The organism is Parasutterella sp. St.1A3, from assembly GCF_059728705.1.
Window position 1 is genome coordinate 1,101,143 of the sequence record NZ_BAAGFK010000001.1, and the last position, 25,101, is coordinate 1,126,243.

At 48.8% G+C, this 25,101-nt stretch carries 17 protein-coding genes; 8 read left to right on the forward strand and 9 right to left on the reverse strand.

Going from position 1 to position 25,101, the window contains the following annotated elements; translation table 11 throughout:
- Positions 1–18: 18 nt before the first annotated feature.
- Complete coding sequence (gene leuS, locus AC6I1F_RS05180; protein WP_289163875.1) at positions 19–2,652, reverse strand: leucine--tRNA ligase; 2,634 nt, start codon at positions 2,650–2,652, stop codon at positions 19–21.
- A 243-nt stretch (positions 2,653–2,895) separates the two neighbouring features.
- Here leuS and AC6I1F_RS05185 point away from each other — a divergent pair, with 243 nt between their 5' ends.
- Positions 2,896–5,253, forward strand: a complete 2,358-nt coding sequence (locus AC6I1F_RS05185) for an ATP-dependent helicase (protein ID WP_289163873.1) — start codon at positions 2,896–2,898, stop codon at positions 5,251–5,253.
- Between the two features lie 1,079 nt (positions 5,254–6,332).
- On the opposite strand, the gene AC6I1F_RS05190 is transcribed toward AC6I1F_RS05185, so the two are convergent.
- Entirely contained in the window at positions 6,333–7,523 is a 1,191-nt protein-coding gene (locus tag AC6I1F_RS05190) for a Fic family protein (RefSeq protein ID WP_160335950.1), read from the reverse strand.
- Between the two features lie 213 nt (positions 7,524–7,736).
- Between AC6I1F_RS05190 and AC6I1F_RS05195 the strand changes: the two genes are divergently transcribed.
- Positions 7,737–7,922, forward strand: coding sequence for a hypothetical protein (locus tag AC6I1F_RS05195; RefSeq protein WP_251450348.1), 186 nt, complete (start codon positions 7,737–7,739; stop codon positions 7,920–7,922).
- A 55-nt stretch (positions 7,923–7,977) separates the two neighbouring features.
- Here the strand turns inward: AC6I1F_RS05195 and AC6I1F_RS05200 are convergent, their stop codons facing one another.
- Together AC6I1F_RS05200 and AC6I1F_RS05205 are read right to left on the reverse strand one after the other, a co-directional pair.
- Positions 7,978–9,180 (reverse strand): M20 metallopeptidase family protein, encoded by a 1,203-nt coding sequence (locus AC6I1F_RS05200; RefSeq protein WP_289184796.1) that lies wholly within the window; start codon positions 9,178–9,180, stop codon positions 7,978–7,980.
- A 326-nt stretch (positions 9,181–9,506) separates the two neighbouring features.
- Positions 9,507–9,821, reverse strand: coding sequence for an H-NS histone family protein (locus AC6I1F_RS05205; RefSeq protein WP_160335953.1), 315 nt, complete (start codon positions 9,819–9,821; stop codon positions 9,507–9,509).
- Positions 9,822–10,058: 237 nt separating this feature from the next.
- Between AC6I1F_RS05205 and polA the strand changes: the two genes are divergently transcribed.
- A complete protein-coding gene (gene polA / locus AC6I1F_RS05210) occupies positions 10,059–12,869 on the forward strand; it encodes a DNA polymerase I (RefSeq protein WP_289163801.1) in 2,811 nt (936 codons plus the stop codon).
- Between the two features lie 70 nt (positions 12,870–12,939).
- Here the strand turns inward: polA and AC6I1F_RS05215 are convergent, their stop codons facing one another.
- A complete protein-coding gene (locus AC6I1F_RS05215; RefSeq protein WP_251450354.1) occupies positions 12,940–13,356 on the reverse strand; it encodes an META domain-containing protein in 417 nt (138 codons plus the stop codon).
- Positions 13,357–14,161: 805 nt separating this feature from the next.
- Between AC6I1F_RS05215 and AC6I1F_RS05220 the strand changes: the two genes are divergently transcribed.
- Positions 14,162–14,908 (forward strand): 4Fe-4S binding protein, encoded by a 747-nt coding sequence (locus tag AC6I1F_RS05220; RefSeq protein WP_289163800.1) that lies wholly within the window; start codon positions 14,162–14,164, stop codon positions 14,906–14,908.
- A 232-nt stretch (positions 14,909–15,140) separates the two neighbouring features.
- Here AC6I1F_RS05220 and AC6I1F_RS05225 read toward each other — a convergent pair whose 3' ends face one another.
- From AC6I1F_RS05225 to AC6I1F_RS05235, 3 genes are read right to left on the reverse strand one after another with little or no spacing between them, the layout of a single operon-like run.
- Complete coding sequence (locus tag AC6I1F_RS05225) at positions 15,141–15,887, reverse strand: BPSS1780 family membrane protein (RefSeq protein WP_289163798.1); 747 nt, start codon at positions 15,885–15,887, stop codon at positions 15,141–15,143.
- 48 nt (positions 15,888–15,935) lie between these two features.
- On the reverse strand, positions 15,936–16,910 hold the full coding sequence (locus AC6I1F_RS05230; RefSeq protein ID WP_289163796.1) for a homoserine kinase: 975 nt from the start codon (positions 16,908–16,910) through the stop codon (positions 15,936–15,938).
- Positions 16,911–16,924: 14 nt separating this feature from the next.
- Entirely contained in the window at positions 16,925–17,380 is a 456-nt protein-coding gene (locus AC6I1F_RS05235; protein ID WP_160336268.1) for a hypothetical protein, read from the reverse strand.
- Positions 17,381–17,613: 233 nt separating this feature from the next.
- On the opposite strand from AC6I1F_RS05235, the gene AC6I1F_RS05240 reads away from it, so the two are divergent.
- Positions 17,614–18,450, forward strand: a complete 837-nt coding sequence (locus AC6I1F_RS05240) for a formate/nitrite transporter family protein (RefSeq protein WP_289163795.1) — start codon at positions 17,614–17,616, stop codon at positions 18,448–18,450.
- 204 nt (positions 18,451–18,654) lie between these two features.
- On the opposite strand, the gene AC6I1F_RS05245 is transcribed toward AC6I1F_RS05240, so the two are convergent.
- Entirely contained in the window at positions 18,655–19,536 is an 882-nt protein-coding gene (locus AC6I1F_RS05245) for a patatin-like phospholipase family protein (RefSeq protein WP_251450364.1), read from the reverse strand.
- Positions 19,537–19,804: 268 nt separating this feature from the next.
- On the opposite strand from AC6I1F_RS05245, the gene AC6I1F_RS05250 reads away from it, so the two are divergent.
- From AC6I1F_RS05250 to AC6I1F_RS05260, 3 genes are all read left to right on the forward strand, one after another.
- Positions 19,805–21,802, forward strand: a complete 1,998-nt coding sequence (locus AC6I1F_RS05250) for an FAD-dependent oxidoreductase (protein WP_289163793.1) — start codon at positions 19,805–19,807, stop codon at positions 21,800–21,802.
- Between the two features lie 2 nt (positions 21,803–21,804).
- On the forward strand, positions 21,805–23,598 hold the full coding sequence (locus AC6I1F_RS05255) for a [FeFe] hydrogenase, group A (protein ID WP_289163791.1): 1,794 nt from the start codon (positions 21,805–21,807) through the stop codon (positions 23,596–23,598).
- Between the two features lie 638 nt (positions 23,599–24,236).
- Entirely contained in the window at positions 24,237–25,100 is an 864-nt protein-coding gene (locus tag AC6I1F_RS05260) for a hypothetical protein (protein WP_497801622.1), read from the forward strand.
- Position 25,101 lies beyond the last annotated feature (1 nt).

Sequence of the window (25,101 nt, forward strand, 5' to 3'; positions counted from 1 at the left end):
GCTCGGCCGCGCTGCGGGTTAAACGACGATATTCACCAGTTTGTTGGGAACAACAATGATCTTGCGCGCGGGTTTGCCGTCCATGAAGCGCTGTGCGTCAGGATTGGCAAGGGCCGCAGCTTCGACTGTCGCTTTGTCGGAGCCTGCAGGAACATTGATTTCTCCGCGCAGTTTACCGTTGATCTGGATCACGTATTTGATCTCATCGGCAATCAGCGCGTTGGTATCCACTTCCGGAACCGATGCGTCAAGGATAGAGGTGCCGATACGATCCTGATAACCGAGAACTTCGAAGAGCTGAGCTGTAATATGCGGAGCGATCGGGTAGAGGGTTCTCAGAAGAACGGAGAAGCATTCATTAATGACCGCTTTCGTTCCCTTGGCGTCTCTCTTTTTGATGCCTTCAAGCGTATTGAGCATCTTCATTGCGGCGGAGACCACGGTGTTGTACTGCATGCGGTCCAAATCGAAGAGAGCCTGTTTGAGCGAAGTATAGATATCGCGTCTGACAGCTTTATCTTCGTGGGACAGCTCGTTCACATTCAGCGGAATGTTTTCCGCGATGATGTCTCTGCAGCTGTAGCCGAAATTCCAAAGTCTGCGCATGAATCGGAATGTTCCTTCGGCGCCGGAATTGCTCCATGCGGCGCTCTGATCGGGAGGTCCTGCAAACATAACGAAGGCTCGGGCGGTATCGGCACCGTATTTGCCGATAATGACGGAGGGTTCCACGACGTTGTTCTTAGACTTGGACATCTTTTCGATGCCGCCGCTGATAACGGGCAGACCGTCTTCTTTGGCTGTAATCTTAATCGGGCGTCCCTTCGGGTCGTATTCAATATCGAGCTCGCTCGGATAGAACCAGCGCTTTCCTCCGCCCGGAAGTTCGCGATAGTAGCATTCGGAGGTGAGCATACCCTGAGTAAAGAGGCGCTTAAACGGCTCGTCGAACTTCACGAGACCGAGATCGCGCATGACCTTTGTCCAGAAGCGCGCGTAGAGCAGGTGCAGAACCGCGTGTTCGATACCGCCGATGTACTGATCCATCGGCATCCAGTAATCGTTGCGTTCATCGACCATACCGGTTTCGCAGTCTGGTGAGCAGTAGCGCATGTAATACCAGCTGGAATCCACGAAGGTATCCATGGTGTCGGTTTCTCGTTTCGCTTCAGCGCCGCACTTCGGGCAGGTGCACTTGAGGAATCTTTCGTCCTTATCGAGCGGATTGCCTGAGCCGTCAGGAATCAGGTCGTCCGGCAGAATAACCGGGAGATCTTTTTCCGGAACCGGAACGGGGCCGCAGTGCGGACAGTTAATGATCGGGATCGGAGTGCCCCAGTAGCGCTGACGGGAGATGCCCCAGTCGCGCAGACGGTACTGAACTTCAAGTCGGCCGAGTCCGAGCGCCTCGAGATCTTTAGCGACCGCTTCTCTGGCTTCTTCAAAATTCAGTCCGTTGTACTTGCCGGAGTTGATGCAGTAGGTGCCTTCCTTATCTGCATACCAATCGTGCCAGACGGTATTGTCGTACTCATGGTCTTCTTTAGCGATGACCTGTGTGATGGGCAGACCGTACTTGAGCGCGAAAGCGAAATCGCGTTCGTCATGAGACGGTACGCCCATGACAGCGCCTTCGCCGTAGGACATCAGGACGTAGTTGCCGATCCAGACTTCAACCGGTTCTCCGGTGAGCGGATGCTTCACAAAGAACCCGGTTCTGACGCCTTTCTTTTCCATTGAAGCCATATCGGCTTCGGAGACAGAGCCTTTGCGGCATTCTTCAATAAAGGCCTGCAGTTCGGGTTTGTCTTTTGCGAGTCTTTCCGCAAGCGGGTGTTCCGCGGCGATTGCGGCAAAGGTGACGCCCATGATGGTATCGGGGCGGGTGGTGTAGACACGGAGTTCTTTCTTTTCGCCGTCGATTTCATAGGGGAATGCGAAATTGACGCCGTAGGATTTTCCGATCCAATGTTCCTGCATACGGCGGACCTGTTCCGGCCAGCCCTCGAGTTGATCGAGGTCCTTGAGCAGTTCTTCGGCGTACTGAGTGATACCGAGGTAATAGCCCGGGATTTCACGCTTTTCCACCGGAGCGCCGCTTCGCCAGCCTTTTCCGTCGATCACCTGTTCGTTGGCGAGTACGGTATGGTCAACCGGGTCCCAGTTAACGATCTGAGTCTTGCGGTATGCGATGCCTTTTTCGAGCATCTTGAGGAACATCCACTGATTCCAGCGGTAGTAATCGGGCTTGCAGGTGGTCACTTCACGGGACCAGTCAAAAGCGAGGCCGAGCGGCTCCATCTGCGACTTCATATCCGCGATGTTGCTGAAGGTCCATTTGGAGGGCGCGACTTTTTTAGCAATCGCGGCGTTCTCAGCGGGCAGGCCGAAGGAGTCCCAGCCCATCGGGGTCATGACGTTCATACCGCGCATACGCAGATAGCGGTACATGACGTCATTTAACGTGTAGTTACGGACGTGTCCCATGTGCAGCTTGCCGCTAGGGTAAGGAAGCATGGAGCAGACGTAGAATTTTTTCTTAGGTTTGCCGTTGGCGTCTAATGCGTTTTCAACCGCTCGATAGACATCGTTCTTGCGCCAATGGGCTTGTTGTACGGATTCAACCTCCGCGGGATCGTATGTTTCTCTCATGAGACTCATTAACTTGTCGAACTAGAAAATGAGTCAATTATAGGTTATCCGTCTCGTCCATAGAGGACTTGCGAAGTCAAAGAAGCGTGTGCCTCTAATATATAGATACCGCTCGTTACATACCCGGAAAAATAGTTCCTCAGCGCGGAATTCAGGGCTAAGCGTAAAACTTGCGCGTCTTTCTCAAGGCAGTCTTCAGAATCGTTTGCTAGACTTTCGCATCTTTAAAAAAGAAGAAACGATATGAATGATCTCTTAGACTCTTTGAATCCGGAGCAAAAAGCTGCGGTGACGCTCGGTGAAAAATCAGCTTTGATTTTAGCGGGCGCCGGATCCGGGAAGACGCGTGTTCTGACGAGCCGAATTGCTTATCTGCTTCAGTCGGACATGGCTTATCCCAGTGAGATATTAGCGGTGACTTTTACCAACAAAGCCGCCAAAGAGATGCTGACGCGTTTATCGACCATGATGCCGGTGAATGTGCGCGCGATGTGGGTCGGTACCTTCCATGGACTGTGCAACCGCATGCTGCGTCTGCACCACAATGAAGCGGGGCTGCCGGCTTCGTTCGCGATTCTTGATCAGAGTGATCAGCTTTCCGCGGTGAAGCGCATTATGAAGGCCAACGGCATTTCCGATGAAGAATTCAAGCCGAGAGAAGTCCAGAACTATATCAACCGTTGTAAAGAAGAAGGGCTCAGAGCCAAAGACGCGCCCATTAATTTCCAGCGCGGCTCTGCCTTTAGAGAGATCTATGACTTATATGAAAAGATTCTGATTCGTGAAGGCGCCTGTGATTTCGCGGAGCTGCTTTTAAGAAGTTACGAACTTCTTAAAAATCATCCGCTGATTCTTGAGCACTATCAGAATCGGTTCCATTTCATTTTGATTGACGAGTTCCAAGATACCAACAAGCTTCAGTATCGCTGGATCAAGCTGCTTTCCGGCATTGGTGAGCCTGGGCGTCGTCCCAACAGTGTATTTGCGGTCGGCGACGATGATCAGTCGATTTACGCGTTCCGAGGCGCCAATGTCGGCAACATGCAGGACTTTGTGCGTGAGTTCAAAATCGGAGAGCCGATTCGTTTGGAACAGAACTATCGTTCGCAGGGAAATATTCTGGCCGCGGCCAACGGTCTGATCGCCAACAATTCTCAGCGACTGGGCAAGAAGCTTTGGACAGAGGCCGGTGAAGGCGACAAAGTCCGGGTGTATTCCGCGCCTTCAGACGTGGATGAAGCCGCTTACGTGGTGGATACGGTAAAAGAGTATGCGGATTTAGGGACGCCCTATAAAGAGATGGCGATCCTTTATCGTTCAAACGCGCAGTCACGTGTTTTGGAAGCCGAGTTTACGCGCCGGGGCATTCCCTATAGTGTGTACGGCGGCCTCCGATTCTTCGATCGAGCGGAAATTAAGAACGCGATTTCATATATGCGTTTAGCGGAAAACACCGCGGATGACTCCGCTTTTCTGCGCGTTGTTAATCTGCCCGCCCGCGGAATCGGTGCCAAGACCATTGAAACCCTGATTAACTTTGCAGGCGACAACGGCATTTCTCTGTATGACGCCTGCGGTTATGCCAAAGGGGCGGCCGCGGCCAAGCTGGAAGTTTTCCGCGCCATTATTGAGGATCTGCGCGAGAAGAAGGACGAGCTGCCTTTATCGAAGTTTGTCGACTATACGGTAGAGAAGAGCGGTCTGAAGGAAATGTATGAGCTTGATCCTAACGGTTCTGAGCGCCTAGAGAATCTGCGCGAGCTGACGTCAGCGGCGACCGGTTATGTGGATGCCGAAGCGATTGATGAAGAAGATGAAGAGGAGAGTGTTCGCGACGAGAATATGACTGCGCTTCAGGGCTTTTTATCGCACGCAAGTCTGGAAGCCGGAGAAAATCAGGCCAAAGCGGATCAGGACGCGGTTCAGCTGATGACGGTTCACGCATCCAAGGGTTTGGAATTTAATCTGGTTTTCATTACCGGCCTGGAAGACGGACTGTTCCCGCACGGGAACTCGATGGGCAGCAATAAGGATCTGGAGGAAGAGCGCAGACTGATGTATGTCGCGATCACACGCGCAAGAAAGAATCTGTACATCACGCTTGCCGAGCGTCGGATGCTGCACGGAACGACCCGATATTCTTCTCAGAGCATGTTCCTTAGGGAGCTGCCTGAAGAGAATCTCAAGTGGCTTTCCAAACCCGAGTATACCGACTCGGATGATTCTGACGGCTACAGCAGCGGCGGATCCGGTTATGGTTTTGCGCGCGGAAGCAAGTTTAGCCGTCGCGGAAGCAGCGATTGGTCAAATAACAATTACCGCGAATCAGGACGCACTTACAATTCCAATATGCCTGAATGGGCAAAAGGCATACTTGGCGGAAAATTAGAAAAACAGCAAGAGAATAAAATACGAGCAAAAATCGACAATGGTTCTCCATATAAATCCGGTGATCGTCTGCTTCATGAAAAATTTGGAGCGGGAACCGTGCTCAGTACAAAAGGGGTAGGGGAGGAGTTAGTCCTTAAAATTAAGTTCGACAGCTCAGGTGTAAAAGACCTTTTATATCGTATTGCGAAGAAAAAGATATCGGATATTTAAGTCGTAAAAATCCCGTTATTAGACGGCTTCTTGAATTAAATCAAGAAGTCGTTTTTATTTATCTTGATTACTGCTCAAAGTAAAAAAGAAGCATGGAACGTCGTTTAAGTTCACGTTGTGTAAATAAATTGTTACTAGATAAATCATTATATCTATAAGAAACAAATGATGTATACGAAGTCTTATCATGTAAAGAATAGTGATAGATATAATGTCTATATAAATACTAAAGTTAAAGTAAAACTTTAAATTGATTCGCTCTGATATATCTATCTGAAAACACAGGAAATAATTTGTATAAATCAGTTAAATCACAATGGATGACTAAATGTAAATATATGTTATATTTGTATCGTTGATTGTTATAGTTACATATCTATAAAATAATTTACTAATATGAGAAAAATTTTATAAAAATTATGTAAATTAAATAGATATACAGTTTAGAAATTTTTAACTAATCTAGTATTTTTATAAGATAATGATGAATATTTATTTAGAAAAATTATAATTATGTTATCTTATTGTTTATAGATAAGTATAGTTCTTTATGTTTAGTATTTATTGAATAACTATGAAAGCAGGATGCTGATGATGTAAACAAGAAGATAATGATTTGTACAATAGATATAAATATTAGCTGTATATTCTGTCTCATTACTATTATTTCGGTTTTGATTGAATTATTTCATATCAATTTACTTAATTATATAAGTTAAAATTTCTATCTGTTGTATGGATAAATTTCTATTAATCTGAACAGGATAATTTATTAATCAAGATCGATATGATGAAAATCATTTATCTACTCTGTAATTGAATGATCTAATTATTTAGATCCGGCTATCATGATATTTAGATTTCAGCGCGAGATGAGGCTGACTAAGAATAGTTGAAGAACACGAGTCCCCTCATGATAGATTTTTGATTTTGAAGCTGACTCGTCGGCTGATGATGCGACAGTGATGTCCGCTCAGAATATAGTCAGGATTTTCTCATGGCCGGCGTCGACCGTCACTGTTCTCTGAACCGCTGACTTAATATGTCATTGATCTAAGCCGGCTGATAGCATGAAGGCGTTATTCTTCCGCAGGCTCTTCTTTAAGAGACTTGCGCTGTCTTCCGGGCGTGCCCTTCTGGTAAAGCGGAATAAACGGTGTAATCGCTGTCGGTAGCGGCGTAAACGAGTAATTGTCGCTTTCAAGCAGCTCTATCAAACGTTTGTTGTAAAAGACTCGATCGCGGCCGTCCTCGGTTCTGGACAGAATATTGGCGTGCGCTAAGTCATTGAGAATGTGACTTGCGACCTGTCTGCGTGTATTGATGTAGCTCGAAAGCTCACCGGTTCGGCAGGCCGGATGCATAAATATGGCCGGTAGGAAAGCAATGTGCGATGACAGACCGATATTCTTCAGATAGTCTTCCGTCTGATTGTATAAACGGTCAATACTGCGCAGCAGTTCAATACTCATCGAGGTCGCTTTCAGCAGTGTGCGAAGCATGTACTGAAGATATGGCGACCACTGACGCGTGCGCAAACCGTAAAGCCTTTCCTCAATTCCAAAATGCGCATTGGTGACGAGCGCTTTGCCAAGCTGAATGCAGGGCGCTGGGGAATTAAGATCGCGGCCCATGAGCGAAAGCTGCAGAAGAATCTGACCGATTCGTTCATTGTGACGGCTAAGCGGCGCAATCGCCATGAAATACAGATTGCACAGAAGCGAATGCACTAGCGGGTCGAGATCGTTCGGTGTGCGGCAGTAATTATCCCAGCGAACCAGTTCAAACTGAACCGCTTTACTGTCCGGAAATGTGTCCGGAGCTAAAAGACGCTCGCCGATGTCTTTATTCTGTCGCCACGTAATTTGGTCCGCCGGAAACTGGTTTGCGATCTGAATGATGGTTTTAACAGAAACCGGAGAGAAGGGCGCAGACTCCGCTCCGACGGTAAGCGCTTTAACATAATCGTCGAGAAGCACCAAAGACTCTACACCCGGATTAGGGACGATCTCCGAAAGAAAATAATCACTCAGGGAGACTTGATGATCCCGCTTCATGAGCTGATTCTTTGCCTCAACAATCGTCATCAGTCTTGATGAAGTTTCAGGGATGCGCGAAGTGGCAAAGCTGTATCTGAAATCGGAGAGTTCGCGGACAACTTTAAGGCATGTTTTTAGAATAAGTTCATTCTCCAGCCCTTCCGAATTGGAGGGCGGCGGAAGACTTATCGTTCCTTGAGAGGCCGCTTGTCTAATCTCTTGAAAGTGCATAGGTCCCGATTAGTTATGTTTCTATATGTTTTTAAGTTTGGTATTGTAATTCAACCCGAGAATTAGTGGTTTGCTTCATCGCCTGAGCTTCAAAGCTCAGAGTCTCAGTCTCTCTCAAATTACCTTGTTGCAATTTGATAACATGCGAAAAAAAACATGCTCATTTCGGCCGGAAAAAGTTTTATTATTCCGGTGTCGAAACCGGAGGATGACGTGAACAAACTTGGTACCAGACATCGTTTTCAGAAATTTGCGCCGCACAACATTACGCTTTCTTTAGAAGGCGCCCGCAGACGCTCGCTCTTCATGCTCGGCTATCAGCGTTATCAGACGCGCGGAAAGCTCGACACAAGATCGCAGCCCTGGATGCAGGCGGACAAACTGAAAACGGTGATTTAACCTCAAGCTTTTCATCTCAGCAGGAGCCCGATTTATCGGGCTCTTGCAGCATCTGTTACTTAGCCAGACGAGAAAGTGCGAGTCTGGCCAGCACTGTGGAGGCAAGCGGAAGCACTTCGTCATTAAAGTCGAATTTCGGGTTGTGCAGCGGCGTTTTGTGTTCGTCGTCCACGATGCCGATACGGCAGATCGTACCAGGAATCTTTGCCTGATAGCGGCTGAAGTCTTCACTGGACATGTAAGGTCCGATGGACGGGTTTACATTCTCTTCTCCCAGCATTTCAGTGACAAGCTTAATGGCGGATTCTGTCATTTCCTTGTCATTATTTACCGACGGAATAAGGCGGATGTAGTCAACTTCAGCCGTGAGGCCGTGCGCCAGAGCGATTCCTTCAGCCATTCTGCGGATGGTTGTTTCGCATAAATCTCTGAGCTCGGGAAGAAATGTTCTTACAGTGCCCCCAAGCTGGACTTCTCCCGGCACCACATTGTATGTGCCGACCATGCCTGCTGAGAAATAGCAGATAGAAACCACAGCGGATTCAAGCGGATCAACTTTGCGGGAAACGATGGTCTGGAGCGCCTGATAGAGTTCGGAGGCGGCAGGGATAGGGTCTACGCCCTGATGGGGTCTTCCTCCGTGCGTGCCCTTGCCGATCAGTTTGATCGCGAAGCTGTCGGAAGCGGCCTGGATATGTCCGACTTTAAAGCCGATCTGTCCCTTTTTGAGACCCGGTTCATCGTGCGCTCCGATGATTTCTGCGACCTGATATTTTTCGAGCGCATCGCTGTTGACGATTGCAAGCGCACCCTGACCGGTTTCTTCAGCCGCTTGGAAGACGCAAAGCACGCGTCCCACAAAATCCCGGTGAGCTGCAAGGTAGGCCGCGGCGCCGAGGAGCCAGGTCTGGTGACCGTCGTGGCCGCAGGCGTGGCAGCGCCCTTCAACTTGAGAAGACCATGGTTTGCCGCCGAAGTCCTTCATCTTGAGCGCATCAATATCGGCACGAAGAGCAACCGTTTTACCCGGCTTGCTGCCTCCAATGAGCGCAAAGAGAGAGCCTTTGCTCGTGGTCGTATCGATGTCTTTTTCCGCAACGCCGTGGCTGAGAAGGAATTCGCGAATTTTGCCAATCGTTCTTTCTGTCTCAAAGCCGCATTCCGGATGAGCGTGAATATCTCGGCGGAACTCTTTCAGCTCGTCATACATTGCTGTGATTTCCGGGAAACAGACGTCTTGTCGGACGGGGTTGTCCATGGGATTCTCCTGATAATGATTAGTTTGTAATATCGAAAGGATAGGCTTGTTGGGTAACCTTTTCAACACTTCGAGGTAATTTGTCAGTTTTTTTGAACAAAAAAAGATTTGCACAAAAATATTTTTTTATGCGGAATTTCCTGAAGATTTGTATTTTTATCGATAAAAAATGATTTTTCTAATACTACTTTTATCTAATACTGATTAAATGGGACGAGATAGAAATTATTTACACACTGATATAACCATGTGAATTTGTTAATTAAACAAACAAATTGAGATAAAAAATAAAAGGTCCCGTTTGGGACCTTTTTATTAAAATTCGGCTAATCGCCGATAATTTCTGCTAGGGAGGTTATTTTGAAATCGTCTGCCGTTTTTCCCTGCAGTTCAGCTTCCTGAAGCCAAACCGGTTTGCGGCCTCTGCCGGCCCAGGTCTGTCCGTTGGGGCCCATATATTTCGGCACAGCCGCTCCCTTGCGCATAATCCGTTTTAAACCGAGTTCGGCGGGCTGGAAATCAAATTTCTTAATAAGGTCTCTGCAGGTATTTAAAGCATCAAGGCGGTCCCTGCGTGAGACTTCTTTAATTCTCTCCTCCAGCGCTTCTCTTTCTTTCAATAAATCGTCTAACTCTGCCATTTTGGTTATCTCGCTCAATTGATTTTATAGCGGAAATATATCACATTTTTTATTAATTATTTTTAAAAATATTTTATTTTTAATTAAATATGTTTAAAAAAGTCTTTTTTGAAAATATTTTTGATAATTGTATAAAAATATCCGTAGATACCCGTTCAGGTGTCTAAAATCGCAAAAATTAACCTGATTTGTTAATCTATTCGGCAATCTGTGTGAACTGTGACTGTCGGAGGAATCTTGAAAAAAACGCTTTTATTAATTGACGGATCCAACTTTATCTTCCGTGCGTACCATGCGGTACCGCCTCTGACGACTTCCGACGGCCGCCCCACAAATGCGATCCGTGGCTTTTTATCCATGCTTCGCGTGTTGATGAAGGATGTGCCGACCGAGTACGTGGCCTGTGTGGTTGATCCGAAGGGAAAGACATTCCGCTCTGACATCTATCCCGAATACAAAGCCAACCGGCCGCCTATGCCGGAAGAATTAGCGGTTCAGATCCCTGTGATTTTTGAAGGCGTGAAAAAGGAAGGAATTCCGTTTCTTCAGGTTCCCGGTATTGAAGCCGACGACACGATCGGTACACTGGCCAAGCGAGCGACCGCCGAAGGCTTCACCGTCGTGATTGCCACAGGTGACAAAGATTATGCCCAGCTTGTTAATGAGGACGTCATCCTTATTAATACAATGGGCAAAGATAATACCTGGATGAACACAGAAGGCGTTATTCAGAAGTTCGGCGTGCCGCCCGACAGGATCATTGACTATCTTGCGCTGATGGGTGACAAGATCGATAACGTACCGGGTGTTCCTAAGTGCGGGGAGAAGACCGCTGTTAAGTGGATCAATGAATATGGTTCGATGGACGGCGTGATTGAGAACGCGGACAAAATTAAAGGCAAGATTGGAGAAAATCTTCGTAATTCACTCGAATTCTTACCGACCGCGCGCGCACTGGTGACGATTAAAACCGACGCGGATTTGTCTGAGGAGGTGCCGACCTTTGAAACGCTCAGGCTGCGGGAACCTAATCGCGAAGAGCTGATGGATTACTACAACAAGCTCGAATTCAGAACCTGGGCTCGCGAGCTGAAAAAATCTTCGGCCGCGGGCGAGGTTAAATCTCTGGACTCTGCTTCTTCAGCTTCTAAACGCGCTGTGGTCGGCGCGGCTCCGATTGAAGGCGAGACGCTGGATCTCTTTGCTTCGGAGTCTCAGGCCGCGCCCGAGCGGAAACTCACGATTATTCAGGATGAGACTCAGGCTAAAGAACTCGCTCAGCATCTAGAAAAGCTCGCAGGTCAGGAAGAGATTTCCATGTATGTGATCAGTGAAGGCGAGGGACAGCAGAGCCTTCAGCCATTAGGCGCCGCATTCGGCAGGGAAAACGGTGAGAGCTGGTACGTCCCGATAGAAGACGGCATTCTGATGAGTGACGCGATCGCGCCGGAAGTGTTTGGCGATATTTTTAAGAATGTGCTGAATAATCCCAAGTTTGGCAAAGCGGGCTACGACATTAAGCAGACTCGCCATGTTTTCGCCAACGTCGGTCTGACGCTGGAAGGCATGCAGGACGATGTCATGCTTCAGAGTTATGTTTTGGAAGCGCATCGCTCGCACGCGATCGAAAAGCTTGCGATGAACTGGCTTCAGTATGAACTCGCAGACGAGGAATCTCTTTTAGGCAAAGGAGCCAAGAAGAAGTCTTTCCGTGACGTCGGTACGGAAAAAACAGCTGAGTTTGCTTCTCAAAGGGCTTATGTCATAGCCCGACTGAATCGCCTCTTTAATAAAGCGCTTTCAGACGATAAGAAGCTGGAATCGATTTATCGGGATATTGAACTTCCGATTTCTCTGGTGCTCTTTAAGATGGAGCAGAACGGAGTTTTGATTGACTCCATGCTTCTCAATAAACAAACGGCAGAACTTCAGGCTCAGCTGAAAGAACTGGAAGAGAAGGCTTACGAGGCCGCAGGAGAGACTTTTAAACTTTCGTCTCCGAAGCAGCTGGGCGAAATTCTGTTTGACAAAATGGGCGTCGTGATCGCGGGCTCAAAGCCCAAGAAAACGGCTTCTGGCAACTACTCTACGAGTGAAGAGGTACTTTCCGAGCTTGCGGCGGACTATCCGCTCGCCAAGATCGCACTGGAATACCGTACATTGAGCAAGCTCATGACAACCTATACGGAAAAACTTCCGCATATGGTGGATAAGAAAGATGGCCGCATTCACACGACGTTTGAGCAGGCGGTTGCTGTGACGGGTCGTCTCTCCTCAACAAACCCGAATCTGCAGAACATTCCGATCCGCACAGAGGAAGGACGCAAGGTTAGGGAAGCGTTTATCGCCGCGCCCGGCTGCAAGCTGATCAGTGCGGACTACAGCCAGATTGAGCTGCGTATCATGGCGCATCTTTCTGAGGATCCGGGGCTGGTGGACGCTTTTAGGCATAATGCGGATATTCATACGGCCACAGCGGCGGAAGTTTTTGGTAAGGCGCGTGATCAGGTAACGCCGAACGACAGACGAATCGCCAAAGTGATTAACTTTGGTTTGATTTACGGTATGAGCGCTTTCGGGCTTGCGAAGAATCTCGGCATTGATCGTCAGGACGCTAAGAACTACATTACAAAGTACTTTGCGCGTTATCCGGGCGTTCGCGACTATATGGACCGGATTAAAGCGCTGGCCGATCGACAGGGCTATGTTGAAACAGCGCTGGGCAGAAGGCTCTGGCTTCCGGACATGCGTGCGGGCGGTATGCGCAGGGCTGCCGCGGAGCGAGCCGCCATTAATGCGCCGATGCAGGGTTCAGCGGCAGACTTGATCAAGCTTTCCATGATTGCGGTTCAGAAATGGATTGAAGACAAAAAGCTCAAGAGCAAGCTGATTCTTCAGATTCATGACGAATTGATCATGGAAGTTCCTGAAGACGAAGTGGCATTGGTCACGGAAAATCTTCCGAAGATCATGGATTCCGTTGTAACGCTTCATGTTCCGCTGATCGCCGAAGTCGGATCAGGCGACAACTGGGAAGCGGCTCACTAGAGCGTCCTTCGAGAAGTCAGACAGCAAAAAGCCGAGCGTGGAGCTTGGCTTTTTGCTTTTAACTGTTTGATTAATCGCAGGCTTTAGCCTTTTCCGGCACAAGGCGACCGACTTCTTTCTTATCGGCGTCGAGCAGGATCAGCTGCTTATCTGCTTTTTGCAGGTAGTGGGTACGGCTAAGCAGGTTAAGGAAGTTTTCTTCCTGTTCCATATATTCTTTAGCGCAGAGTTTGCGTGTCATTCCCATGCCGGACAGATCAATTTTGCCGTCCGCATCCAGCTGATATGTACCGGTGAGATAGTTGCATCCCGGTTCTCCGGAGATCTTGCCGTCTTTATGAAACGTGATCGTAGCGGGGAGTTCGCACTTAGAGGACTGTTCTTTTACAAGAGGCATCCAGGAATTTGCAGAAATATCTTCCGCTGTGATGGCAAACGCAGAAGCAGCCGTCGCGGAAAGAACCAGAGTCGCAATGATTTTATGCACTTTTATATAACCTCCATTTGTTGATTCATAGCTTAATAGAATTCAAAAAAGCTCAGGGTTAAAGCGGATCTTTAATGTGCAACCAAATTTATCCATAGGCTGATCGCTTGAATGAAGGACGAATAAATCAACTGGCGCAGCCCTTTGGAAAATTGCCTAATCTAGATTTAGTTTGCTCGAAGACGTCAGCGAGAAGGAAGACGCGGTCTGTGGGAAGCGCATTGAAAAGAGGAAAATCAGCGAACACAAAAAGTAATCGGATCACTCAAAACGCTGTGTAATTATTTGACTATTTATCACTTTTTTAGAAAAAAGCGGATTAGCGATCTGTCAAATAACTGAGGCTGGGTGTGATGACGCGGCAGTGATATTCCGGCATCCATGCAGTATTTCTTGATTTTTACTTCAGCGATTAAGCGGCTGTCGAAACGAAAACGCTCAATTTTCACGATTACGCACTTGCGGAAGCAGGGAGGCGGCAGATTTTAGACAATCAGAGCTTCATAATTTCCAGGGAGTGGCTCTCAGCTATTTTGTTCGGGTCGCGTAGAGGATTAGGGAAAAATTACACCGGGACAGTTCTCGGATCTTTTTGTGACAGGCAAACGAATCGAATCCTATCCGCGGTCGGTACGACGAACGCTATTCGACCTTTGGCTGCAGAAGCACCTGAAACACAAGTCTTGAACTGAGCTCGAGAACAATGTATTTTGAAAATAAGATGTTCTGCCGCCTTGAAACAGAAGGATGCAGATATATCCCAATAGTAAAAAGCAATAGAACACGCACCCCCAAGGAGTCAAACATGAAAGTTACCGCTGTCATCTTCTCTCCCACCGGAAATACAGAAAAATATGTCACAGAAATGGTTCAGGCGACCGGAGAAATGCCGGAAGTTATTAATGTGACGTCACGAGACAGTGAGGAACGTGTTTTTGGTCCGGATGAGCTGGTGGTTTTCGGCGCTCCGGTCCATGGAGGTCTTATTCCTGAAATCGCTGCAAGACGCTTTTCCAAGTTCAAAGGAACGCGCACTCCGGCTGTGATCGTGGCTTCCTACGGTAATCGTCACTATGACGACGCTTTGGTTCAGATGCAGGATATTTTGAGCGCCCAAGGCTTTTTACCTCAGGGAGCCGCCGCGGTTATCGGACGTCATACCTTCGGCGAAATACAGACGGACCGACCCAATGCGGCAGACCTTGAAGAAGCGCGTGATTTTATGAAAAGACTTCTTGCTTCAGAACGTAAGGAAGAAGCCTTAGCGCTGCCCGGAAATCGGCCGTACCTCGCAAAAGGCGTTAAAGGACGCTTCCGTCCCCAAACCAAAAAAGAACTTTGCGTCGGATGCGGCATGTGCGTGAGAGATTGTCCTGTAGGCGCGATTGCAGAAGACTGCGCGACAATCTCTGAGGAATGCATCTCCTGCTTCCGCTGCATTCGACATTGTCCGATGAAAGGTAAATTTGCGGACTCCGATCTTTACAAGCAAGTGGCCGCAATGATGACGGAGAAACTCGCGGTGCCTCGTCCAAACGAATTTTATCTGTAGTCTGTGACGCCTGATTATTCGACTAAACGAATCTTGTTGGTAAATTTTTGAAGAGAAAGTTCGGTTTTGCGGGACTTTCTCTGTGCTGTTTGAGTACGCGCAGCCGTATCTCGGCAGGCGGTTTTACGTTCAAATGAAACGGTGTCCAAGGCTCACAGCCTTTCTCGAAAGCAGACGAAGGATCAGGAATAAAAAAGGCCTGCGTCGGAGCAGACCTTCAGGAACATTCTTCTTAACTAATCGGCCGAGTGTCCGGCTCAAAGACAGAACGCCACATAGGATAGAGCGAACCGTAAGAAAGGGCTGTGATGAAGAGGGCCCAAATGATAACCAGCATCTCGCCGAAGCCGCCGAGTGAAGAGCAGACCACCGCGCCTCCGGTCGCCATGAGGAAAAGAAGCAGGCCGAGTGTCACAATCGGACCGAGAATTCGGAAGCAGACAATGAGACTGAAGAAGAAGGCTTTAGCCATCGGCATGCCGCGCCAGGCGATCAGCATCGGAGAAAAGCAGGTGACGCCAAGAAGGGTAACATAGAGAACGCTGCCGACAATTAAACCGGCCCAGGGAAGGTGCGAGAGGATACTGGCGGTGTCATAGACACCGTTGACTGCTTCCCATTGCTCAATCGCAGGGGCGGAAAGCGCCTGAACGATAAAGTTGATCACAATAACGCACAGGCCGTAAATCAGCCCGAGAAGAATGAGCTTATTGCGTACCGCGGGATTTTTAAAGCCTTCGGCATAACAGCCGATCGCGGTCGGGATGCGTCCCTGAGTCAGCTCTCGTCCGCATCCTGCGAAGGCGAGGGCGCTGAAGGGCGTAACAATCGAGCTGATTAGAATGCCGGCATAGGGAATTTTGAGATATTCGCCGGGAATGTTGGCGATGAAAAGCAGAAGAATATAAATGCCGAGTACACCGAAAATGGCAAGCGGAGCCTTGGCCATAATTCGGCAGGACTGCCTCAGCCATTCCATGCCCGTGCTCATGGGCAGACGATTATTGTTCATGAAATCAAAATAAAACTAAATCCAAGGAAGGTCCGACGCTTTGGCCTTCCTGCGTAAAAGCATAATCTTCTCGAAGTGAGAAGGATCATGCGGCTTAAGCAGGGAAGCAGGACGCGGCATGTAATAGTCGTACAGCCGAGAAACCCAGAAGCGAAGCGCGGCGCGTCGAAGCATATCCTGCCAGAGTTCTCGGTCGGCTTCTGTAAGCGCTCTGACAGAGTTGTAACCATCTATAAGCGCCTGTGCTTTAGGCATATCGATTTCACCGGTTTCCAGATTGATGCACCAGTCATTGAGTACGACGGCAAGATCGTAGAGGAAAGGGGCATTGCAGGCAAAGTAAAAGTCGATAATTCCGCCGAGTTTTTCTTCTTTACCGTTCACTTCGATCAGTGAGTTGTTGCGGAAAAGGTCGGCGTGGACTGCTCCGTTGGGAAGCGCTTTATAAGCGGGAGAGTTTTCCAGATCAACCTGGTAGGAAACTTCTTCTTCAAGAAGTTCATAAAGGCGTTCGGGAAGATAAGGCTTTAATCCAGGCATCACGGAGAGCCAGAATTTGGATCCTTTGGTATTTTCCTGAACCAGCGGAAAATCTTCTACAGCCGAGTGCATCTGAGCTAGAACGGCGCCAAGCTCTCCGCATACCTTCGCCGAAGGAAGCTCAACGTATTGTCCGGGGATGCACGCTGCGATACAGCAGGGTTTGCCGCAGACCTCTGAGGAAAGACTGCCGTCTTTAGCGGGGATCGGCGCGCTGACATTTAATCCTTTCTTACCGAGGTGATGCGTGAGCTCTAAATAGTAAGGAACCTGCTCCTTATTCAGTCGCTCAAATACGGTAAGTACGTATTTGCCTTTATCCGTGTCGAGATAGAAATTGGAATTCTCGATTCCGGAAGAGATGCCTTCGAAACGCTGAGCTTCTCCAATGTCATATTGATTCAATAGACGGTTCAGCTCTTCTCGGCCGACCTCCGTAAAAACAGCCATCTTTACTCTCTCAATTAAAATCCGAAATTAATAAATTTAGGTACCGTCATATCACCGTCTTTGTTGCCGCTCGGAGTCTTGTTGGACGGCACTTCACGCGTCATCACGTAAGGAATCTGAGTGGACATCGGCGTCACTTTAACTTCCGTGACCTGATTATGATTGTTCACGGTTTCTTCGATCTTTGTCTTCGGCCACATCGAGGTATCGGAAGTGCGGACTTTCGCTTTGTCGAGGTCCGATCTGGCTTTGTCCATGTTTTCCTTGGCGACTTCTTTTTCCTCGTGCTTGTTGGCACGCTGATTCATGTCCGTAACGCGTTCTTCAACGGTTCTTGCCTTAGCGTTGGGATTCTGAATATTGTCCGGCGCGTCATTAATGGCGGGCGGCGGAGCGTCGAGCTGACCGGCGGACGCGGTAAACATAAAACCGGCGCTTAGCAGGACTGAAAGAAGGGTTGTCGCTTTCATAATAGTTTTCCTTTTAAAGCATTGTTGCAAATTATTTTAGAGGATTAAAAATCCTCCGTCAGCAAATTGGTGTGTAGTTTGGGCGGCTTGCGGCGGCGCATGCCGCCGACGGGATTGTGCTTTTTATGTAAGATTTTCTAATTCATTGAGCCTTAAACGAAATATTCGTTCGTTAGAATTCGTGCACATCATCAAATAAATCTTCTGCACCAACCCTTCATAACGGAGTCTTTATGTCGACGCTGACCTCCTCAGAAATTCTCGATGCAACAGTCCGAATGGGCGCTTCTAAAGCGGGGCAGAGTCCGCTCTCGAGAGCTGCCAACACTTTTTTAGCGGGTATGTACATCGCAATAGGCGGCTTTTTAGCGATTCGCGTCGGTCTGACGCTGCCGTGGGAAACTTGGGGTGGGTTTGGCAAATTTATGTTTGGTGCGGTTTTCCCGCTCGGGCTGATGCTGGTCGTTCTTTGCGGCGCGGACCTTTTTACCGGCAGTTGCATGACGCTGACCACCGCCAGAGCTCGGAATCAAATTACCTTGGGTCAGGCGCTCTTTACAGGGGCGAGTTCCTGGATTGGAAATTTCGCGGGCGCGCTTTTTGTCGCGTATTTCATTGCCTACCTTTCGGGTCTGATTTTTGATGCCGCGGGCGGCACGCTTCCTTATGCGAGCGCGGCTGTCAATCTTGCCAATGCGAAGAGTTCTTTAGGCTTCACGGAAGCTTTTCTGAGAGGCGCGGGCTGCAACTGGCTGGTTTGTCTTGCGGTGTTTGCGGCGGCCGCCTCTACCGAGACCGCCGGCAAGATCGCCGCTCTGTGGTTCCCGACGATGGCGTTCGTCGCGCTTGGCATGGAGCACTGTATCGCCAATATGTTTTTTATTCCCCTGGGTATTCTCACAGGCTCCGATCCTCGCTACACAGCGCTTGTCGAGGCCGGGAAGGCGCTGCCGCTTAAAGCGGACTTCTATTCTTTCTTTGTATCGAACCTTCTTCCGGTGACGCTCGGAAATATTGTAGGCGGCGCGGTACTGGTCGGCATGCTTTATTTAGCCGCCAACAAGAAGTAGCGCTTGCCTCTTCGCGGCAGAACGAATGGATCTTTGCCGAGCTGATCGGCGAAAGAGAAGACAATTAGCTGAGAAGAAGAGGGCGCAGCGTAACGCACTGTTTTGTAAGATCGGCCCCTATAAACGATAATCCTCCGTGCATTTTGCGGAGGATTTCGTTCGTCTAGGCGGAGAGTGAGCGCACGAAAAGGCACACGAGAGCTTTTATCGCACCGCGTCCTTAATCGCCTCAATATTCATTTCGCAGCAGCGATAACCGGCATTAATGGACTCTTCTGCGCGGTATGTTTCCAACAAACCGATGTCGGCGACTTTCGGGCAGAGGATTACTTCGGGAGGGTCGCCCGCCAGACGGGTTTTAGTGATTCTGTCCTGCGCAATATTAATAGAGCGGGAAATCGTTTCAAAGAAATCCGGAGGCTGAGGTCCGATCGGTTCTTTATTTTTTTTCGGCAGAAGCTTTTTAGCCTTAGCAACAAGTTTTGCGATTTCTCCCGTTTTTTTCTCTTCATGCATGACATCGACTCTGCGCAGCAGATCGTTATTCAAGTTCACCGCGATCACGATGTCCGCGCCAAGCGCGCGGCAAAGCGATACCGGAACCGGATTGACGATGCCCCCGTCAATGAACCAGCGGCCGTCCGGTCCCTCTACCGGAGGGAATACGCCCGGCATGGCCATGGACGGCCATACGGAATCAAAAACCGAACCCTTGGTGATCCAGATTTCCTTTCCGGTCATTAGGTCGCAGGTAACGGTGCCGAAAGGGATCTGAAGCCCTTCGATCTTTTCTTTGCGGAGCACGCCGCTTTTAAGCAAAAAGAGCTGCATTTGCTTCAGATTAATCCAGCCGTCGATGGAGAAACTCGGATTAAAGAAAGAGGTCCAATTCAGCCGATTAATCGCAAGCGCCTGACGGCGAAGATTTTCCAGATGACCACTGGCGTAAGCGGCACCGACGATCGCTCCGATCGAAGTTCCTGCAACCACGCTTGGAATAATGCCGTTATCAAGCAGACAGTCAATGATCCCGATATGCGAGAATCCTCTTGCTGATCCGCTCCCTAACGCAAGTCCGAGTTTCATTTCTTTCCTCCGTTTTTCCCTCTTGATTCTATCTCCTATAAATCTGTTTTCTTTGAACAAAAGTTCTCTATTCGGGGACAATTAGGGGCTTATTTTTGTAAAAGTCCTGATTCTCAGTTCTATCTGATGCATTTTTGAGAATATTTCATAATGCAAAAAGATTTTTTATATAGGGAAAACATAAATTCAAATTCTAGAAGGCTTCGGCTCTCCGATTTAAAATACAACCGAACAACAGATCAACCCATCATTTGCTCAAGGAACCTAAATGCGTCTCTACTACGGAGTTTGGGACGGTGTCGTCTACGACAACCGGGAAACTGAGGAGTATTTCGAGCCTGAAGGTCTCGACATAAAGAATCTTCTTCAGTTCAATAACGGCAATCCCGTGATGACGTTTGTGTCTCATCGGGGATTCTTGGTTTTTCATCCGCATGCCAATCTTCTTTTAGCGTTAAGAAATTACTACAAGCGTGTTGAAGAGGATTCATGCGGAAAATGTACGCCGTGCAGAAGCGGTTCGATCATTATTTCCGAGATGCTTGAAAAAGCGGCTTCGGGAGAAGAAATTGACTGGGACGCGCTGATTGATGTGGCCCGTATGATGCGCAATACCAGTTTCTGCGGCGTTGGGCAGACTTGTCCGGTTGCGCTTATTGAAGCGATTAAGACGTTTCCTAATGATCTTAAAAAAGCGCCTAATCCGAATAACGCCTTCGGTCATTATGAAGTTATGACCGCTCCGTGTATTGAAGCGTGTCCGGCACATGTGAACGTTCCCCGATATATTGACTACATTAAGATGGGACGGACTGATCTTGCGACTGGAGTTGTGCTTCGTCATTATCCGCTTGTCGGTTCCTGCGGCCGTGTCTGTGTTCGTCTCTGCGAACATGCATGCCGTCGACAGCAGCTAGAGGGGCCGGTTGACATTAAGAATCTGAAGCGTTTTGCCGCAGACTCTCTGAACTACACCGTCGAAGAAATGTTTGAGGGGGCGGCTGCTCAACCCAATGAATTTTCGCCGAGGATCGCGGTTGTCGGTGCCGGGCCTGCGGGTCTGACCTGCGCCTACCATCTGCTTCTGAAGGGCTATAAAGTCGAAGTCTATGAAGCTCAGCGCAAAGCCGGAGGCATGGCGCTTATCGGCATTCCTCAGTATCGTTTGCCCAAAGGTATTCTTTTAGAAGAAGCCAAGGTTATTGAAAAGCTTGGCGGTAAATTCCATTACGGACACCGTCTGGGGAAGGATTTCACGATAGACGATCTCTTTAGCGAAGGCTTTAACGCGGTATTTATCGGAGTCGGATGCTCAAAGGGCATGCTGCTCGGATTCCCGGAAGACGCTCAGAACATTGAAGGCTACAGCAACGGCCTTAATTTCCTACTTAAGGTCGAGCGCGGGGTGGTGGAAGGCGAGTGTCCGACATTTTCCGGAGACTTTGTAGTTGTCGGAGGAGGCAACGTCGCCATGGACTGCTCACGCTCCGCGGTTCGAATGACCGATGGGAAGGTTCACGTTATTTATCGGCGCACAGAGAAGCAGGCGCCTGCGGATCCGGCAGAAATTCATGCCGCTAAAGAAGAAGGCATTGAATTTCATTTTCTCACTGCTCAGAAGCGCCTCGTTGTTGAGGACGGCAAGGTTGTCGGTCTTGAATGCGTCAAGCTGAAAGAGGGTGAGAGCGAGCCTAACGGACGTTCTAAGCTGATTGAAATTCCGGGAACGGAATTTATCATTCCGTGCTCGAACGTCATTAGCGCGATCGGACAGCGCATTGATCAGAGCATTTTTGAAGATAAGGATGAAATTCAGTTTGATAAGCGCGGAAATATTTCCGTAACGGAATCCCTGGCGACGAGTCGTCCGGGAGTATTCGCGGGCGGAGACTGCGCGACAGGGCCTACCACATTGATCGGCGGTATGGCTCAGGGTCAGACGGCAGCTGAATCCATTCACGAGTACCTTACCCGCGGTTCGGTCGGTTTTGAACCGAGAGCCCGCATGACTCAGATGATTAAGAGGTGCGCGCTTTTGACAGACACTGAGAATTGTCTTCCTTCCATGCACAGAGAAAGAGTTCAGATGTGGGAGCTTAACCCCGCAATCCGCCGCAAGAATTTTGAAGAGGTTGAACTGGGATTAACGGCCGAGCAGGCCAAGAAAGAAGCTGAGCGCTGCATGCGCTGCTATCGTTTGTTCTCGGTGGTGACACAGCTTCCGATTCCTGGTTCCGATCATTGGGCTCAGAAGCAAGGAGAATAAAAATGAGAGCGTATATCAACAATAAGCCCTTTGATTTTGATGAAGAGATCACAATTCTTGAAGCGGCGCGCAAGATGGGATTTTTTATTCCGACGCTTTGCGCCTTCCAGCCTCTGAATCACACCCCGGGCACCTGCGCGGTTTGTATCGTGCGAGTTATCCGTGCTGACGGACAGGAGCTGACGCTTACCAGCTGCAAAACGCCGCTTGAGGACGGCATGCATGTGGACACGATCTCGTCGGCTGTGAAGAAGCTTCAGAGAAAGCAGGTTGAGCTTTTATTTGCTGATCATGAGCAGGACTGCGTGACTTGCGGACGCTACGGCAACTGCGAGCTGCTTCAGCTTGCGAGAAACCTTGGCGTTAAGAGCGCTCAGTACACCGGCAAATTTACCGCGAAGCGCACCGTTGACACTTCCGATTTAGCGATCCAGCTTGACGGCAACAAGTGTGTGCGCTGCCTGCGCTGTGTTGAGGTATGCAGCCAGCTTCACGGTATTGGCGCGCTGCGCATAGACAATGTCGGCACCTCCGCGGGCGTCTGTGTCAATCAGGCGGACAAGTGGATTGATTCGAATCTATGTGTCCGCTGCGGACAATGCATTATGGTCTGTCCGACTGGGGCTCTGATGGCGCGCGACAATGTCGAACAGGCTCGTGAGCTGCTGGAAGATGAGGAGGTCATTACGGTTGTCCAGTTTGCGCCTGCCGTTCGCGCAACGCTTGGCGACGCGTTTGGTCTGCTTCCGGGAACCAATGTTGAAAAGCGCATCATTACCGGCCTGAAGATGATGGGCGCTAATTATATTTTGGACACCAACTTCTCTGCTGACATGGTTATTATGGAGGAGGGGACGGAGCTGCTCGGACGACTGAATGATCCCCAGGCCAAGCTGCCGATGTTTACCTCCTGCTGTCCTGCCTGGATCAACTATGTTGAGCAGCACATTCCGGAGCTTTTGGATCACATTTCTTCGACGCGATCTCCGCAGGCTGTGATGGGTTCAATGGTTAAGACCTGGTTTGCCGAGAAGATCGGTCAGGATTCCTCCAAGATCCGCATGATTTCGATCATGCCGTGTACCGCCAAAAAGGTTGAAGCGGCTCGTCCGCAGTTGGCTAAGGACGGTGTTCCCGATACAGATCTGGTTCTGACTGTGCGTGAGCTTGCGCGTCTTTTCCAGAGCCGCGGCATTGATTTAAAGACGATTCCGGACGGTGAGTTTGACACACCGTTCATGAGTCAGGGTACGGGTGCAGCGGTGATATTCGGCAAGAGCGGCGGTGTTGCGGAAGCCGCAGCGCGTACGCTCTATCATGTTCTGACCGCTGGAGAGGTGAATTCCATTCCTTTCCATGCGGCCAAAAATCCCCACGCCTTTAAAGAAGCGGAGCTTGAGCTTGGCGGCAAGACGCTGCGGATCGGCGTAGTTTATGGTTTAGCGAATGCTCGTGAAGTCGCGCGTCAGGTTTTAGACGGAACAAGTTCGTATGACTTTATTGAAGTGATGACCTGTCCCGGCGGCTGTGTGAACGGCGGGGGCACCTTCCGCAAGAGAGGCAAGTACCTGAACTTTACCGAGCAGCGATTTGAAGCGCTTGAAAAAGCGGACGAGAACTGCGTATACCGCCAGTCACACAATAACCCGATGGTTCAGCAGGCGTATCGCGAGTTCTTTGGCGAGCCCAACTCGCACAAGGCGCACAAGCTGCTGCATACGACCTATGACAATCGGAAGAAAGAACCGGCAGTTCCTTCGATCCGAGAGGTGTGGCAGAAGATAAAACTCGGCTAATTCGAAACTGCGCAAACATGGGCTCCCGAACAAAGTGCATTTGTTCGGGGGCCTTTTACTATAGTTGGAAGAATCAGCGTAACTGTCGGATGGAAAGGGAAAAATTCTTCAAAAACAATCTCTGAATCATCCTTTGCCGAATGGCTGTGAGGGAAGCGGGCAGGCCGGTTTAATTTAGTTTTAGCAAGGGGATAAAAAAATTTTAGTGCTCCGGACATAATCTTTTACAATAAGCAGTAAACCCCGAGAAGAGTGAGCTAAGAAGATTAAGTATTACGTTCATGGAGCGATAAGCTTGAGCGCCAAAGGTTACTATCCAAAAATTCCGTATGAAGAAATTTATTTTGAGGATTTTGCGTTCGAGGTAACCGCAAACACAGAGTACGAGTGCGATTATTACGCTAGTTGTATCGTTAGCGGTACTCAGCATGACCACGACGACAAATATACAGAGCTCATGCTTGAGGATAGGAAGCTGACACAACTCTGAATTTTAAGAGAGTGTCATTTATGGCGCGATGATTATTCGCTAAGGAGGGCTTCTCTTTATCCATTACTGTGCGTTTGAAAGCTGCTATTAAAATTAGGAATGTCAGCTGAAGGACAAAGCCAATTAACTATTAGGGCGATAGCAAGAGATGAAGACTAAAGAATTATTGTTTGCCGCACTGTTCAGTTTCTCCTCGATAGCATCAGCCGAGACAGACACCGGCATTGGATCCAATGAAGTTAATACCGTAGGCGGTAAATTAACGATTAGAACATTTGAAACAGATCCGAGTCAGCTCGTTCTTAATTCTTCCAATTTGCCGATTGCGGAAAATTACTATCTTGAGCTTGTCGGGAAGGTTCATTTTTCCGATGAAGCTGATTTTGTTCTAGTTAGGTCCAATCCCGGCGGGAACGCTACACCCAACCAGTACTACGTCGTCCGGGTCGGCAAAGATAAAACGTGGAGGCTTACCGACATATCGTGCACGAGCTTTAAGTCTGTTGAAGGCGACGGCTCAAAGTTTTATAAGGACGGTGAGACTGTAAAGGTTGTTTTTCCTGAGTACCTGGGGCATCGGACTTTTAAAGTGACAGCAGAGCTTGATCCAAACGGAGAACTGATACACGAGGAGAAGAAGATTGAGAAGGACGCACTGATGTCGACGATCACTTCTTTTGATGACGTTGCCGGTAAAGAACTGCCGCCCGTAGCTCTTATTCTCATACCGGCAGTGAGGGATGACTTGCTTAAGAAGGGAACTTATAGCTTTATTTTTAACTATCTGGACGGACTTGGCAGCCCATTGCTTAATACTTCGGACAGCGGTGATGTAATCTATTTAAGTGCACACGGTTCACATTCTGAATCGTGGCAGGAAATTGATATGTGGACCAATACCAAGGGTAAATATTGGATTTTATATCCGACTTCATGCTCAGGTGAAGAGTGCAAATTTTTAGTGTTTACAAACCTCACATATCTTCAAATAAGAACTTATTCTCGTCTTTAGT